This window comes from Vagococcus allomyrinae (assembly GCF_017829975.1).
Taxonomy (GTDB): Bacteria; Bacillota; Bacilli; order Lactobacillales; family Vagococcaceae; genus Vagococcus_D; species Vagococcus_D allomyrinae.
In genome coordinates this window covers 466,527-482,264 of the sequence record NZ_JAEEGA010000001.1, presented here as the reverse complement: position 1 = coordinate 482,264, position 15,738 = coordinate 466,527, and the positions used below count along the sequence as shown (strand labels likewise).

The 15,738-nt window shown below is 41.6% G+C and carries 14 protein-coding genes; 7 read left to right on the top strand and 7 right to left on the bottom strand.

What is annotated here, in order from left to right; all coding sequences use genetic code 11:
• Positions 1-99: 99 nt before the first annotated feature.
• The 4 genes from pepI to I6N95_RS02125 all read left to right on the top strand — a co-directional run bounded on the left by pepI (position 100) and on the right by I6N95_RS02125 (position 4,900).
• Positions 100-981, top strand: coding sequence for a proline iminopeptidase (pepI, locus tag I6N95_RS02140; protein ID WP_209524687.1), 882 nt, complete (start codon positions 100-102; stop codon positions 979-981).
• A 207-nt stretch (positions 982-1,188) separates the two neighbouring features.
• Positions 1,189-2,358, top strand: coding sequence for a hydroxymethylglutaryl-CoA synthase (locus I6N95_RS02135; RefSeq protein WP_209524810.1), 1,170 nt, complete (start codon positions 1,189-1,191; stop codon positions 2,356-2,358).
• 69 nt (positions 2,359-2,427) lie between these two features.
• Positions 2,428-3,633 (top strand): thiolase family protein, encoded by a 1,206-nt coding sequence (locus I6N95_RS02130; protein ID WP_209524686.1) that lies wholly within the window; start codon positions 2,428-2,430, stop codon positions 3,631-3,633.
• Complete coding sequence (locus tag I6N95_RS02125) at positions 3,617-4,900, top strand: hydroxymethylglutaryl-CoA reductase, degradative (protein WP_209524685.1); 1,284 nt, start codon at positions 3,617-3,619, stop codon at positions 4,898-4,900. Before I6N95_RS02130 ends, I6N95_RS02125 begins: the two co-directional genes overlap by 17 nt.
• A gap of 149 nt (positions 4,901-5,049) precedes the next feature.
• Here the strand turns inward: I6N95_RS02125 and I6N95_RS02120 are convergent, their stop codons facing one another.
• From I6N95_RS02120 to I6N95_RS02105, 4 genes are all read right to left on the bottom strand, one after another.
• Positions 5,050-5,646, bottom strand: coding sequence for a DUF1349 domain-containing protein (locus tag I6N95_RS02120; RefSeq protein WP_209524684.1), 597 nt, complete (start codon positions 5,644-5,646; stop codon positions 5,050-5,052).
• Between the two features lie 70 nt (positions 5,647-5,716).
• A complete protein-coding gene (locus I6N95_RS02115) occupies positions 5,717-6,919 on the bottom strand; it encodes an anti sigma factor C-terminal domain-containing protein (protein ID WP_209524683.1) in 1,203 nt (400 codons plus the stop codon).
• Positions 6,906-7,406 (bottom strand): RNA polymerase sigma factor, encoded by a 501-nt coding sequence (locus I6N95_RS02110; protein WP_209524682.1) that lies wholly within the window; start codon positions 7,404-7,406, stop codon positions 6,906-6,908. Before I6N95_RS02110 ends, I6N95_RS02115 begins: the two co-directional genes overlap by 14 nt.
• A gap of 118 nt (positions 7,407-7,524) precedes the next feature.
• Positions 7,525-8,862, bottom strand: coding sequence for a glycoside hydrolase family 18 protein (locus I6N95_RS02105; RefSeq protein WP_209524681.1), 1,338 nt, complete (start codon positions 8,860-8,862; stop codon positions 7,525-7,527).
• Between the two features lie 310 nt (positions 8,863-9,172).
• Between I6N95_RS02105 and I6N95_RS02100 the strand changes: the two genes are divergently transcribed.
• The gene (locus tag I6N95_RS02100; protein WP_209524680.1) at positions 9,173-9,898 is read left to right on the top strand and encodes a helix-turn-helix domain-containing protein; all 726 of its coding nucleotides are present in this window, start codon (positions 9,173-9,175) and stop codon (positions 9,896-9,898) included.
• Positions 9,899-9,988: 90 nt separating this feature from the next.
• On the opposite strand, the gene I6N95_RS02095 is transcribed toward I6N95_RS02100, so the two are convergent.
• From I6N95_RS02095 to glpK, 3 genes are all read right to left on the bottom strand, one after another.
• Complete coding sequence (locus I6N95_RS02095; protein WP_209524679.1) at positions 9,989-11,425, bottom strand: DHA2 family efflux MFS transporter permease subunit; 1,437 nt, start codon at positions 11,423-11,425, stop codon at positions 9,989-9,991.
• The gene (locus tag I6N95_RS02090; RefSeq protein WP_209524678.1) at positions 11,412-11,861 is read right to left on the bottom strand and encodes a MarR family winged helix-turn-helix transcriptional regulator; all 450 of its coding nucleotides are present in this window, start codon (positions 11,859-11,861) and stop codon (positions 11,412-11,414) included. The genes I6N95_RS02095 and I6N95_RS02090 overlap by 14 nt, the downstream gene beginning before the upstream one ends.
• Positions 11,862-12,192: 331 nt before the next feature.
• A complete protein-coding gene (gene glpK, locus I6N95_RS02085; protein ID WP_209524677.1) occupies positions 12,193-13,689 on the bottom strand; it encodes a glycerol kinase GlpK in 1,497 nt (498 codons plus the stop codon).
• A 309-nt stretch (positions 13,690-13,998) separates the two neighbouring features.
• Between glpK and I6N95_RS02080 the strand changes: the two genes are divergently transcribed.
• Together I6N95_RS02080 and I6N95_RS02075 are read left to right on the top strand one after the other, a co-directional pair.
• A complete protein-coding gene (locus I6N95_RS02080; protein WP_209524676.1) occupies positions 13,999-14,835 on the top strand; it encodes a DUF368 domain-containing protein in 837 nt (278 codons plus the stop codon).
• Between the two features lie 438 nt (positions 14,836-15,273).
• Positions 15,274-15,615 (top strand): hypothetical protein, encoded by a 342-nt coding sequence (locus tag I6N95_RS02075; RefSeq protein ID WP_209524675.1) that lies wholly within the window; start codon positions 15,274-15,276, stop codon positions 15,613-15,615.
• The last annotated feature ends 123 nt before the right edge of the window (positions 15,616-15,738 follow it).

Here is a 15,738-nt window from a genome sequence, read left to right as displayed (position 1 = left end):
AGTAGCCTTCTGTTCAATCCCCTCATCAGATCTTTTTCAAGAACTCTCTGTTCCTGTGATATAATAAGCCCGAAACAGACAACTCAAGGAGGCTTTAACATGCAACTTACAGAAGGCTACATGCCTTATTGCGGCTATCAAACTTATTACCGAGTAATCGGTGATTTAAAAAATGAGCAAAAACCACTGGTCCTCTTACATGGCGGACCAGGCTCTGCCCATAATTATTTTGAATTATTGGATCCACTTGCAGCAGATGGACGGGCTCTGGTGATGTACGATCAGCTAGGCTGCGGTCGGTCTGCTACCCCCTCTCGACCAGACTTATGGACAGCTGAGACGTGGGTCAAGGAATTAATGGCTCTGAGAGAACATCTTGACTTACGCGATATTCACTTGCTAGGACAATCTTGGGGTGGGATGTTAGCTATCCAATATCTATGCGATCAGCAACCTGAAGGCATAAACAGCCTGATATTATCCAGCACCTTACCTTCTGCAGATCTTTGGGCTCAAGAACAGATGCGGCTAATTCGACTTTTACCAGAAGATCAGCAACAGGCCATTCGGCGAGCCATCGCTAACGATAATTTTACTGAGCCAGATTATTTAGCCGCCAATGAACACTTGATGTTGCGCCACTCAGCTGCCCCTGTCACAGCTGATTCTCCAGAACCACTGAGACGAAAGAAAGCTTCTGGACGTGAAGCCTATGTTACTGCGTGGGGGCCCAATGAATTTTACCCGAAGGGCACACTTAAAGGCTGGGATTATCGCCATAAATTACCAGATTTATCCATTCCAACACTTATTACAAGCGGAACGGATGATCTGTCGACACCATTAATTGCCAAAACAATGCAAGACCTGATTCCCAACGCTCGCTGGGAATTGTTTGCCCAAAGTCGTCACATGCCATTTGTTGAAGAAACACACGCCTATCTTGGCCTGCTCGAACACTGGTTGCCTGCTCACGATTAGTCAAAAAAACTAGCTATTATCGCCACTTTTCACAAGCTTTAACTAATTAAGCGCCACACTTAAGAGGATTGACGGTTATTCTTTTAAAGAATGATTAAATTCACCAAATCAACTGACTAATCTGGTCACGATATGTTAAACTCTAAGATGAAATCTTTTAGAACCTACCTCTGATTGTAGGAATAAATAATGAAAGTAGTGACGTTAATGAACATCGGAATTGATAAAATCAACTTTTTCACTCCTAGCCTGTATGTGGATTTAGTGAAATTAGCCGATGCACGAGGGGTTGACCCGAATAAATTTACTGTTGGTATCGGTCAAAATAAAATGTCGATTAATCCTATTACTCAAGACACTATCTCCATGGGTGCCAATGCGGCATTGCCTTTAATAACCGCGGCTGAAGCCGAGACTATCGACCTAGTGATCTTAGGAACGGAATCCGCCGTTGACTACTCTAAGTCAGGCGCCGTGATTATTCACCAATTATTAGGCATCCAACCCTTTGCACGCTCAATCGAAGTCAAACAAGCCTGTTATGGTGCAACTGCTGGCCTAATGATGGCTAAGGATTATATCAAAACTCATCCAGGACGAAAGGCCCTTGTCATTGGCTCAGATATCGCCCGTTACGGGCTGAATACTGCTGGCGAAGTGACTCAAGGCGCAGGCGCCGTGGCCATGATCATTAGCGAAAACCCAGGTATTCTCATTTTGGAAGACCAATCTGTGGCCATGAGCCAGGATATTTTTGATTTCTGGCGGCCGACCTATTCTGACACGGCGATTGTCGACGGAAAATTCTCAAATGAGGCCTATATTGATTTTTTCCAAAAAATTTGGCAAGAATATTCTAGACAAACAAGTCTCAGTTTAGATGATTTTACTGCCATTAGTTTCCATTTGCCATACTCTAAAATGGGACGAAAAGCCCTGAATACGATTATTGAAACAGCATCAGACGCCACTCAAAAACGCCTATTGGAAAACTATCAACACAGCATCACCTATACAAAAGATATCGGCAACATTTACACGGGTTCCCTTTATTTAGGCTTGTGCTCCTTGTTAGATTTTCAAGAAAACTTAGTTTCCGGCGATCGGATTGGCTTATTCAGTTATGGATCAGGAGCTGTTGGTGAATTTTTCAGTGGCAAACTCGCAGAAAACTTTAAAGAACATCTCAACACTGAGTTACACACTGCTTTGTTTGCTGACCGACACGAACTAACGATCGCTGAGTATGAAGAAATTTTTAATGAAAGCTTGCCAACGGATGGCTCAACACAGACCTTTAGCAATCGCTTCGATCAAGCACAAATCTATTTAGACGCGATCAACGAACATCAGCGTCACTATCATAAAAACAACTAATCACAGACGAGAGCCTGACCAAGTGTCTACTCTCGTTTTTACTAAGCTAGCAATGAATGGAGGAATATTATGCGTGAAGTCGTTATTTTAAGTGCTGCCAGAACACCAATCGGAAAATTTCGTGGCGTCTTTAACCACACATCCGCTGTTGAACTAGGAATTGCCGCTGGTCAAAGTGCCATAGAGCGAGCCAAGATTAATCCCAAACAAATTCAACAGGTTATTTTAGGTCAAGTTCTCCAAGCCGGTAGTGGTCAAAATCCCGCTCGTCAAGTTGGGCTTAACCTCGACATCCCTCAAACCTCTCCCGCTATGACTATTAACGAAGTCTGCGGTTCCGGTTTAAAATCAGTCATTTTAGGTGCCCAAGCCATTCAACTTGGCATTGAAAACACTGTTTTAGTCGGTGGCATTGAAAACATGTCCCAGTCACCACTCCTTCATCAGCGTGTCGGTCGTGACGAAACAATTGACCCTGATTCACTGATTGATTCTATGTTCAACGACGGCTTAACTGATGCCTTTAGTCAAATGCCCATGGGCACAACGGCAGAAGCGGTTGCTGACAAGTATCAGATTTCCCGACTTGCTCAAGATCAATACGCCTTGGAGTCTCAACTTAAGGCCGCAGCTGCCCAAACAGCAGGCTTTTTCGATCAAGAAATTGTCCCAGTCACTTTAAAAGACGGTCAAGTTATCAATCAGGATCAAGGGATCCGTGGCAATAGTACCTTAGAACGCCTAAGTGAATTAGCTACCGTATTCCAAACCAATGGCACAGTCACTGCTGGAAATTCCTCTACGATTAACGATGGGGCAGCGGCTCTTGTCTTAATGGCAAAAGAAGAAGCTGATCTCCAAGGCCTCTCATACTTGGCCATCTTAGATAGTTATAGCGAAATCGGGAATGAACCAGGCTACATGGGTTATGCTCCTTATTATGCCATCAAAGAATTGTTAGAAAAAACCAAGCAAACTGCCGAAGACATTGATCTCTTCGAAATCAATGAGGCCTTCGCCTCCCAATCGATTGCAGTCGCCCGGGATTTACAATTGCCAGCCGACAAAGTTAACATTTCAGGAGGGGCCATCGCTCTTGGGCATCCATTGGGTGCTTCTGGCGCCCGTATTTTGACGACTCTTCTGTACGCTTTGGAACGGGAAGGAAAACAGCAGGGCATCGCTTCACTTTGTGTAGGCGGCGGCATCGGTTTAGCTCTCAGCGTCAGAAGACCGATAGGAAGGAAAGGGGGGTATCATGAACCACTTTGCTAAGTTTTATCGTAAAAGTCGGAAAGAACGACTTTCTCTATTAACAGAAAAAGACTTCATCTCTGAAAAAACAAAAGAGCTTTTTGAAAACAATACCCTTTTAGACGAAGCCGTTGCCAATAGCTTAATCGAAAACCAACTGACCCAGTTTCCTTTGCCGATGGGCGTCGCCTTAAACTTTATTGTAGACGGCAAAGAAGTAGTTGTACCGATGGTGGTTGAAGAACCTTCCGTTATTGCAGCTTGTAGCAATGGTGCCAAATTTATGAATCCAGCTGGCTTTACAACCACGATTCAAGAGCGTGGGTTAATTGGGCAATTAATCATTGAAGGTCTCACTGACCTCCCAGCTGCCAAAAAGATAATCGATCAGCATCAAAGCGAGCTAATCGCCCAAGCCGCTCTCAGTCATCCATCAATTGTTAAGCGAGGCGGTGGTGTCACCACTGTAGAATCTCGGATTGTTAACAATGAGCTGGGGCAACCTGAATTTTTAACGATTCACCTGATCGTAGATGTTAAGGACGCTATGGGAGCTAATATCGTTAACACGATCTTGGAAGGCTGTCGGCCCTTGGTAGAAAAATGGCTGGGCGGAAGCTGTCTCATGAGTATTTTAAGTAATTACAATGATCACTCTTTGGTAACAGCCACTTGCGCTGTGAAAACAGAACAGCTCGGCACAGCTAACATGGACGGCCAAGTATTGGCTGAGAGAATAGTGGCTGCTACCCGATACGCTCATCTGGACCCTTATCGCGCTGCGACTCACAATAAGGGGATTATGAATGGGATTGATTCGGTTCTAATCGCTACAGGAAATGACGCGCGAGCCGTTGCAGCAGGTGCTCACGCTTATGCCAGTCGGCACGGACACTATGCTAGCATGTCCAATTGGCAATTAGACGAAGACGGCCACTTAATCGGCGAATTAACCCTCCCAATGCCCGTTGGAACTGTCGGTGGCGCTATCAGCGTCCTCCCGATGGCCAAAGCCAACCAAGAGCTTCTCAAGTGTCAATCAGCCACCGATTTAGCTCGAGTGGTCGTTGCTGTCGGTTTAGCTCAAAACTTCTCAGCCTTAAAAGCACTGGTCAGTGACGGCATTCAAAAAGGACACATGAATTTACACGCCAAATCATTGGCCATTCACGTTGGCGCAACCGCTGATGAAATTGATCATTTAGCCGATTTATTACGCCAAGAACCAACCATGAACTCCACTATTGCCAGTGATTTGCTTAATCAGTTGCGCAGTCAGAAAAGCTGAACAACGGCAACACTTAGAATTTGTTAAACTCACAGCCTGGTCTATTACTGCCCGTGAAGTTGGGGGCAAGCGATGATAGCGAAAAAATTTACACTTTCCTATCAAATCAAAAACAATCATTCGATAAATATCGGATGATTGTTTTTTTATTATTGATAAGCTTTCGTGCGGTCGGCAATACCTTCAAAATAAACCACTTCAGAAAAAGAAACGGTTAAGTTCTCCCCTTGAGGACTACATGAATAAAAACCGACCTGCTGACCATCCTCAAAGTGGCACATTCGCATTGGTAGCCAATGCTCCCCTTCTTTGGACCATGCGATGTAAACATCATCGGCAATGCGAATCAAACGTAAGTAGCATTGACTACCTTCCTCAATCTCTTGAGTGGCCCAGTCAGAAAAATCAGACCGAGTCACAACCGAACCTAATTTATTCAACCCCTCTGGAATATACTCAATTGAGGTCTTGAGCCAATTCCCGCTATCACCACGTAACATCAAACCTGCCTGATCATAGCGATTGCTAGGACTCATGGTAATTTTAGCAGATAAGTGGAAGTTCCCCCGTGGCTTTAAGCCGTAAAAATGACCATCATCCCGCTTAAATTGGTAATGAGTTTGTTGCCAAAAATCAGTATTTAACTTTGTCGTCATCGTCAAACTTTCTTGATTTGCATGATACTGAGCTTCTTTAGGCGGATTTAACCACTCCATTTGATCGATCAATTGATTCAGTGTTTTCATTGATTGCCTCTTTTCTATGTTATCATCTAAACCTCATTATAAACGATTATATAGAAAGAAGACACTGTGTTTAAAAAATACGTGTTTCTAGATAAGGGGCATACATACTGACCTCAGGCACCCCAATAGCATTAATCTGACTATTTTTTACTAAAGACTCAAATTCTCCCTTTGGAATTGCCACAATTAAACGTACGACTTTCACGCCATGTTTTTTTACATAAGCCAAAGCTCCTGCTGGTTGAAAACTAGCGTCTTCAGGAAACTCTGCTGGTATTTCCTCACTTGGCACATCTCCTTGATGATCCACCAAATAAGTTAGAGCTGAAATGAAATGCTCCCTCACCACCTCTGCTTCACTGGCCGAATTAAACAAATCCGTTCGAAATAACTGGGGATATTCTTCGTCTAAGACCTTTTTTTCTTTATTTCCAATTGCTAAACCTGTGCTAACCAAGGAGCGGTTAAACCGAAAACCAAAATTAGTCTGAGGGATTCCCTCCATTTCTTCAGTAACCTCAACCTTTGTATAAAGAGGTCTTAAGATTTCCTCCTCTCGAATAAATGATTCCAGCTCATCAATTGACAGGGATTGACCAAAATTAATCGCGACTTTTAGCCAAGCTGACTCTGGTAACGCACTGATTTGAGCAATCTTCCGTTCAAGACTCTCATTTTTCCGCCCGCCAAAATCGGCGGCTGTTGAAAACATACTCAAGTCGCCAAGATCCAAATAATCACCTGAACGGGCTTGATAAATCACCTCATTGCGCTTGAGTGTGACAGAATCAAAACGATGCTTATTAGTAAAGGCATTAAAGTAAGTATTCTTCACCTCATAGCTGCCTAAGCCTTTCCCTTCAATAAAAACGCCTGTCAGCAAATCGCCATCCGTATAGACATAATTTTGTGCCCATTGATAGAGCTCATAATCACTGGGACGATACTTACTTTTGCCTGTCAAAGGATTAAGATAAAAGTTATTCACTAAAGGCCATACAAGAAAATAAAGCAACAATAAACTGACCAATACTGCCATGCCAATTATGACCCCTTGCTTAATAAATCGCCGCTTAACATTTTTTTGAATGGCTTGACTGTCAATAGTTTCACTAAACTCAAGCTCCATATCTGCCTGAAAATCCTCTGCAAATAAATAGTCCTGAATCGCTCTGGCCTTATCAATTTCCACTTCAATGGCCACTTCTTCCTCCGGTGATAACCAACCTGCCTGATAAGCTTTGAGACGTTCTTCAAAATTACGTTTCTCCATCCTTCTCCAACCTTTCTTTTAATAATTGACGACCGCGATATAATCTTGTTCTAACTTGACCATAGCTAACATCCAAGTACTCAGCAATTTCTTTGCCAGTGAGTTCAAGAAAATAATAAAGAATCATCACTTCGGTATACTTTGCAGGTAGTTTTTGAATGTTCTGCATCAAATCTCGTCGGACTTCTTCTTGAAGTAATTTCTCTAGATGATTCGATTCCATCACTTCGATACTGCGCCCCGTTGCTTCATAAAATTCAAGGTGCCGCTCTTTTCGATACTTGTCAATATAACTATTTTTCATCACGCGCATCAACCAAAATTTACATTGGTGAAGAGCCACTTTGTCGATATTCAACAACAACTTATAAAAAGCATCACTGACCAGATCTTCTGCGATCTTCTGATTTTTAGTAATACCAATCCCGTATAAAATCAAATCGGAATAGTATGTTTCAAACAACCAACTAACTTGATTCTTTTTCATTTCTCCCCTCCCTTGCCACTGAAATTCCAGATAATTCACTTACTATACGTTTAATTAACGATTTTGTCACAAAAAAACAGCAATAAGCGAGATCCTTATTGCTGTTCCTTAATTTTAGTTAGTCACGCAAGATAGCATACAGCGCCACTAAAATGGCTAACATCAGAAGTAACGCGACTAACGTTGGCAGTAATAAAAACAATAGCAAGACTATATCCACTAAAAATAATAGCACACTAATGCCTTTAGCTAAATTAGCCCGCCGAACTCTTTTCCCATTAATTCGTTTTGGTAAGAGATATAGAAGATGACCTCTAAACAGCAAGACCGCCACAACCGCAATTAACACAACAAAGACATACATCAGCCACTTAGCGGATTTCACTTCCGGCGCAGGTTCTTTAGAAACCGTAAATTCCGGTTCATCCAAAGAGACATTATTAGCGCTGACAGTGTTCACTACCACGTTCATCAAGCGATTGGAACTTTTGACAGCAGCATCTTGTGTCGGTGCCCATATCATCACACCTAACGCCCCTAGGTCAATCGTATCTTGGACCTTTTTTTGAACAGTTCCCTTACTATTAAAATAATAAATTTGACCGGCGATTTCAATACTATCTGTATTAGGAACACCAACTGACTCTGCCACAATTTTACTATAGGTCACAACGGCGCCATTTTCAGCTTTGCCATAAAACGGAATACCGCCAACTAACTTGCCAAGCTGGTCGCCACCCATCAAGTCATTCCAGTAGTTCAAGCTGTTCTTCTGCAATTCGGCTGGCGAATGATTAGGCGCCCCTTCGACTTGAGCATCATAGGCCATAATGTTGACCCAGTCCGCTTCTTTTAAGGCCTCAGGTTTAAAATGATTTTCCCACCTACCTGTTGCTTGTCCGTTGGAAGCAACTCCTGTTGGTACGCAAATCGATAAATTAATCTTCTTACCCAATGCTTTTTTCAAATTTTTAATAAATCCAACATATTGATCGGCATATTCTTCTGCTGGGTATTCCCAGTCAATATCCACCGTATCCAGTTGATATTTTTTTACAAATGCTAAAATTTCATCAATGAACTTACTTTGGTTCGCTTCTGAGGTGGCCTCTGCAAAATAGTCGCTTAATCCCCAGCCGCCAATGCTTACCCCTACCCGAACATTGGCCTTGTGTGCCTCTGTTACTAACGACTCTAGCTGATCTGAATGACCGCTATCCGTAAACTTTAATGTGCCATTTGTCTGCGGCACAACTGCAAAATAGTTAACATCTGTTAATTGCGAAAAATCAATGGTTGCTTCGATAAATTTAGTATCATAATCAGGTAAATAACCAATGGTTCTGAAACTAGATTCCACAGCCTTAACCTGAAGTGGAGCTGTTAAAAATAACAATTGAATCAAACTGATTACCATTAGGAGGCACCACTTAATCCCCATGTGCTTTTTCTTCATACATTACCCCTTGTAAATCGCCTTTCACGCGATTCTTCTGATAAATTGCCACACCTGTTCCAAGATGTTGACAATCGCAAGCATTCTCCTCCTTACATAATATACAATTATCAACGTTTTATCAAAATTATCGCTCTTTCTTGCTCAGCAATTCTTTATTGCCAATCAATTATGACGACGTTAATCGTGTGATGGAAATAATAACATTATACTTCAGATTTCAAAACATTCATAGCCAAAATCTCAGATAATCAACGATAAGCCTTGTGACTGTGCCTAAATAATTAGACAATCTTCTTGGTTAGATGCTATGATAAAGAAAATAACACAAGTCAAAGACAATCAGAACACCACTCGCAATCGACTGACACAATCTGTTAACACGACATCTCGATTGTCAACGGAGCATTGTCTGTTTACTTCAGAAGGAGTTTTTATGCCAATCGGAACTCACTTAAAAACACCCCGAACCCTACTTGGGTATACTCAAGAAGATGTTAGTAAATTACTGCGTATTTCTCCCGAAACACTTTTTCAGTGGGAAGAAAATAAACAGCTCCCTAACGACACCAGTCTGTTAAATTTGAGAAGCTTGTATCACATGGAAACTACCGACTTACTTGATTCAAAATCAGCGGCCTCACAAGAAAAACTGATCCATAAAATCTTGCGAGCCTTCAATCGCCCCCACTCCAAAGAACAATCACCACCACTATCAGAGGCTGACTTAAGTAACACACTTCAAAAAAAAGGATTGATCATCACACCTATCGTCAAAGAAACAACTCTCGCCAATGAGGCTACTCTCTTAGAAGCCAAATTAACTACTCGCTACTACGGAAATGTCGAATGGTTGACAGTCGACGCCTTAGACGCTAGAAAAATCGTTGCTATAGAAGCCATTGACTTAATCATTTTCACACCTATTACCGCAATTTTCACCCAACAAATCGAACATGTGGCCATCACATCTCCAACTTTAATCATTTTATCGAGAGATCTTTACGACCAACTAACAGCCCTAACCAATGATTAACTTGCCATTACAATCACTTCCTTTTAACAAAATAAATGCAGTATCCCTAAAAAAAGTGGTTACGACTTTGCCGTAACCACTTTTTACCTGTTAAACTTCTTCCAACTGTCCCACACTTTGAAGCTGATCTTTCTTCGGTGTATTCAATAAAAGGCAAAAACCTGCCGCAATAAACGTAATGACTGTCGCTCCTATATATGCCACCTGGATGCCATGTACTGTTGCCGCTTGTAGTGTCGCACTTGGATTTGCCTGGGCAAACCCAACAGTTCCTCGACTCATGACAGTCACCAAGACAGCCGTTCCAATTGAGCCGGCAATTTGACGAACAGTATTATACATGGCCGATCCGTGAGCCATCACATCTAAAGAAAGGGCGTTTAACGCTTCTGTTTGAAGTGGCATTAAAGCCAAGGCCAAACCAAACGAACGAACCCCTTGCATCGTTGATAAATAAAGCAAGCTCGTCTCGGATGAAATGAAGGTAAACATAAACGTTCCCAATGATAGCAATAATAAACCAAAGAAACTTAAATATTTAGCACCCATTCGATCATAGAGTGCCCCAGTGATCGGCGACATAAACGCGGTGATTAACGCCCCTGGTAATAAAACCATGCCTGACGTCATCGGAGAGACCCCCTGGACGTTTTGTAAGAAGATCGGCAACAAAATCATGCCGCCATACAATCCCATAATTACCACAAAGTTTGTCACCGTTGAAATTGTAAACAAACGATTTTTAAAAACAGAAAAATTTAATAATGGCGTATCAGTATGTGACTGTTGATAAACAAATAATGCTGTTACAACCAGTCCAATAATAATGTAACCCGCTACATCGAAAGTTCCCCAAGATTTATCTCCTGCATTACTAAAACCTAGTAACAACGTCCCTAATCCAATTGTAGACAACACGATGCCCGTCACATTAAATTTAGGAAAACGCTGAACCCCAAAATTTTTCAACGCGAAAAAGGCTACCACGATGTTGATGACGCCTAACGGTAATACGATAAAAAAGATCGAACGCCAGCTATAAGACTGAACGATCCAACCGGACAACGTCGGGCCAATCGCTGGCGCAAAATTCATCGCCAAACCGATAAAGCCCATAGCCTTGCCCCGCTTTTCCATAGGGAACATATTCATCACCACAACGGTCATTAAGGGACTGATCGGCCCAGCCCCAAGAGCTTGGATCATCCGACCAGCAATCAGCATCGGATAATTCAATGAAACTGACGCTAGCAACGTTCCTGCTGTAAAAACAATCATCGATGTTAAATAAAGATGACGGGTTTTAAAGCGATCAATTAAAAATGCGGTGGCTGGTATCATCACCCCACTGATCAGCATATACCCATTAGACAACCACTGACCTTGAGCCGCCGTGATTTCAAAATCACGCATAATACTTGGCAATGCCACGTTCATCAAGGTTTGATTTAAAAAACTTAAAAAAGTACCAAATAATAAAATAATTAGAACGGTAATATCTTGTTTGTTTTCTTTACTTTTCCCCACTTGTCAATCTCCTTTGTTTTAGTAAGTCAATAATCGCTTGTTGCGTCTCATAAAATGCCTGCAACCGACTCTCATCCAGTTCTGCCAAGACTGCAAAATCTTGGATATAGTCAGAGTAAGTGTTAGTCAAGGTTTCTTTACCTGCCGCCGTTAAAGAGAGCTCCAACGTCCTGCGATTTTTTTGACTTTGTTCTCGTTTCAAATAGCCAGCTTTCACCATTTTTTCGACCACTTCTGACGTTGTACTAGGACTCAAATTGACCAATTTAGCCACTTCATGAAGAGATGACTGGGGATACTTATCCAGCATATCCAAAATAAATAATTGAGTTGTAGAAATATGATACGTTTTTGACTGCTCTTCTAGCAGTGCTTGAGTCTCTTTACGCAATTCCCGCAAAGATAATAAAATGTCTCGCGTTAATTTTTCATTCACACTATCGATCCTCCCTGATAAGAACAGCTTTACTGGACACGAAATAAAGATGAACCTTTCCACTGCTCCATCCCTTTCGATCTTCACCACCGAATACTTCGGTACCGAATTAACCCTTTAAAAATATACTGCATTTCACAAAAAATGTCAATCAAGGCACTCCGATCACTAACTGCCACTGTATCCCTTCATCGTTAAACCACACCCTACTCACAGCTTATCAGCAAAATGTGAGTCTCTTTATTCTCCAACTACATCGAAAGACACATTGTGAATCCTCCATCTCAATGGCAACAGTAAAAAAACCGGAAACTATTTTCCGGTTCAATCCTTATTTAAAGATCAGTGTCGCAGCAACTGCCTTCTTCCAACCATCATACAAGTTAATTCTCTCTGCTTCGACCATTTTTGGGTGGTACTCTTGCTCTAATTGCCAATTTTTACGAATATCAGCCATATCTTTCCAATAACCTGTAGCCAATCCGGCTAAGTAGGCAGCTCCCAATGCCGTTGTTTCATTCACCTTTGGTCGACTAATATCAAGATTCAAAATATCACTTTGAAATTGCATGAGAAAATTATTTTTAGCTGCTCCCCCATCCACTCGCATGCTGGTAATCGGCAAACCTGAGTCTTGCAACATGGTTTCCATCACATCTTTTGTTTGATAAGCGATCGCTTCCAGCGTCGCTCTGATCATAACTTCTTTCGAGGTGCCACGGGTCAAGCCAAAGATCGCTCCTCTAGCATCGGAATCCCAATGAGGCGCCCCTAAACCAACAAAGGCAGGCACCACATAAACACCGTCAGAAGATGCCACTTTTGTCGCATAATACTCTGTATCTGCCGCCTTTTCAAACATTCGTAAACCGTCTCGCAACCATTGAACGGCGGAACCAGCGACAAAGACGCTACCTTCTAAAGCGTACTGAACTTCATCACCGACACTAGCAGCAATCGTCGTTACCAAGCCATGCTCCGAATGAATGGGTTGATTGCCCGTATTCATCAAAATGAAACAACCTGTTCCATAAGTATTTTTAATATTGCCTGCCTCAAAACAATTTTGACCGAACAAAGCCGCTTGTTGATCGCCCGCAACTCCAGCGATTGGAATTTCTTGACCAAACATATGGTAACTAACAGTCGTGCCGTAAATCTCAGAAGAGGGTCTAACCTCTGGTAAGATATTTTCTGGGATATCAAGCAATGCTAACAGTTCCTGATCCCATTTTAACTCATGAATATTGTAAATCATCGTCCGCGACGCATTGGTAAAATCGGTCACATGAACAGCCCCGCCTGTTAACTTCCAAATTAACCAAGAATCGATTGTCCCAAACAGCAACTCATTATTTTCAGCCCGTTCGCGAGCCCCTTCAACATGATCTAGCAACCACTTGATCTTGGTTCCAGAAAAATAAGCATCGACTCGCAAACCAGTTTTCCTGCTGATCAGCTCCTCATAACCATCAGCAATCAATTGATCAGCAATGTAGCTGGTTTGGCGAGACTGCCAAACTAAGGCGTGATAAATAGGGACGCTCGTTTCTCTATCCCAGATGACCGTTGTTTCTCGTTGATTGGTAATGCCGATTCCCTCGATTTGTTGAGGGCGGGTGTTTGATTCGATCAAAACTGACGCAATGACAGCTTGAACCGTTAACCATATTTCATTGGCATCGTGCTCCACCCAGCCTGGTTGCGGAAAATATTGAGTAAATTCTTTCTGAGCAGTGTGGTGAACCTCTCCTTTTTTATTGAATAAAATGGCTCGTGTACTCGTTGTCCCCTGATCAATAGCCAGTATGTAACGCTCTTTCCTCATACTATATTGTTCCCCCTTCTCACTATCTAATCGCTTTGGTGCAATTGATAATTCATCGTCATTACCTAAATAATACTACACTTGAATCCATAAAAGTAATAATAAATTGACTATTTCACAAACAATTCCACCTATATTAAAGAGCACTGTTCTTCCTTTCATTAGATTATCGTTAATTAATTTGAACTCTCGAGCAAACAATAGTAAAATTGTAATGATTGACCTTCTTCTTTAAAGATCCTTAGGATCCCTTTAAAAAGAAAACACTACTCTTGAAACTAACAGATTGATTGGAAAAGGAGCAACTTCATGACAAATAGTCGTATAAAAGATTGGCTTTTACGTTTTTTAAAAGGAATGTTCATCGGTTCTGGTTTTATTTTGCCAGGCATTAGCGGTGGTGCCTTAGCAGCAGTATTTGGTATATATGAGCGGATCATCACCTTTTTAGCACACATCACCAAAAATTTTAAAGAAAATGTTATTTTCTTTATTCCCGTTGGCTTAGGAGGATTATCTGGGGTTTTTCTTCTATCTTTCGCCGTCAGCTTTCTCTTAGGAAATTATGAGAGCATCATCCTCTGGTTTTTCGTCGGCTGTATCATCGGAACAGTTCCAGCTCTTTGGAAAGAGGCAGGCAAGCACGGACGCAATAATACAGATGTTATGATCATGATTGCCACCTTTATCCTTGGCCTAATCTTCTTACTTTATGGCAAAAATTTATTCTCAGGAAGTATTGAACAAAACTTCTTCACCTGGATGATAGCGGGCGCGCTAATTGGTCTCGGTATTATCGTTCCAGGCCTCAGTCCTTCTAACTTTTTGGTTTACATGGGAATGTATAAAGCTATGTCAGACGGCATTAAAAATGTTGAATTTGGGGTTATCATACCTATCGCCATTGGTGGACTTGTTTGTGTCCTAGCCTTATCAAAAGTAATGGACTATATTTTCAGCAAAGCCTATGCCAAACTATTCCACTTTATTTTAGGGATTGTCTTTGCTTCCACCATTATGATCATCCCTACGGACTACAGCAGCTTTACTCTACCTAACTACTTTGCCAGCTTTGCCCTTTGTATCGCTGGAGCCGCTCTTGGCTGGTGGATGAGCCGTTTAGAAGAACAGTATAAAAATGATTAAAAGAACTTACTAACTTAAACACTCTAAGATTAGCAAGGAAGGTATTCTGTCGAATGCCTTCCTTGCTATTTTACTGTTGATGAAAGATCGTGAGACTGAAAGAAAGTTGCGCGATACTATTATTTGATTGCCTGAGAACTACTTATCTCCCGCCCCTTAATACACTTTGTTAGCTTATCCTAAACTCTAAAACAAGGAGTCGTGCAAACCGAAAGATGTCGTCGCCAACTTATAGTTGAACCACCTCTATAGCAAGACAGCCACCAAACACAACGTTTTTTCACAAACACCCTCCCAGCAACAAAGGCCAAAAGCACGGTTAAACCGAAACTATACAAAAGAAACAAGCTAAGTTATCGCTTTTTTGTGAAATTAGCGCTATAATTAAACTCACAGTAAGCGCTGTTATTTACAACCGAAAAAGAAAGGATGTTTCATATGGAGATTCTCATTGAACTTTCACCAATTGTCGAAGGATATGCAGCTAAAATAAACACCCTGCCCGATTTTAACCTTCAGGGCATCAATCAAGATGTCTTATTAACCTCTTTACCAGATGCATTGAGACATTTTATTTCTGAATGGGAAGGGGAAACTAATCCTAAATCCCTCAAATATCAACAGGAATTTCCTGTTGTTCAGCGGATTAAATCTCGTGGCTTTTATCAATCAACCATCTATCGAATCAAAGAAGTACTAGCACAAAAACAATTAACTCACATTGATTTAGAACTAATACACTGTCTGCAACGCAAAGATTATGAGGCTTTAATGGCCTAAAAAAAGCAGTTGAGAATGACGTCTCTCAACTGCTTTTTTACTCGATAGGAAAGTATAAATAGTAGTTTGAATCCAGCTTCACGAGGTAGCCCTACGCTAAACTTTGAACTCAACAAATTCTAA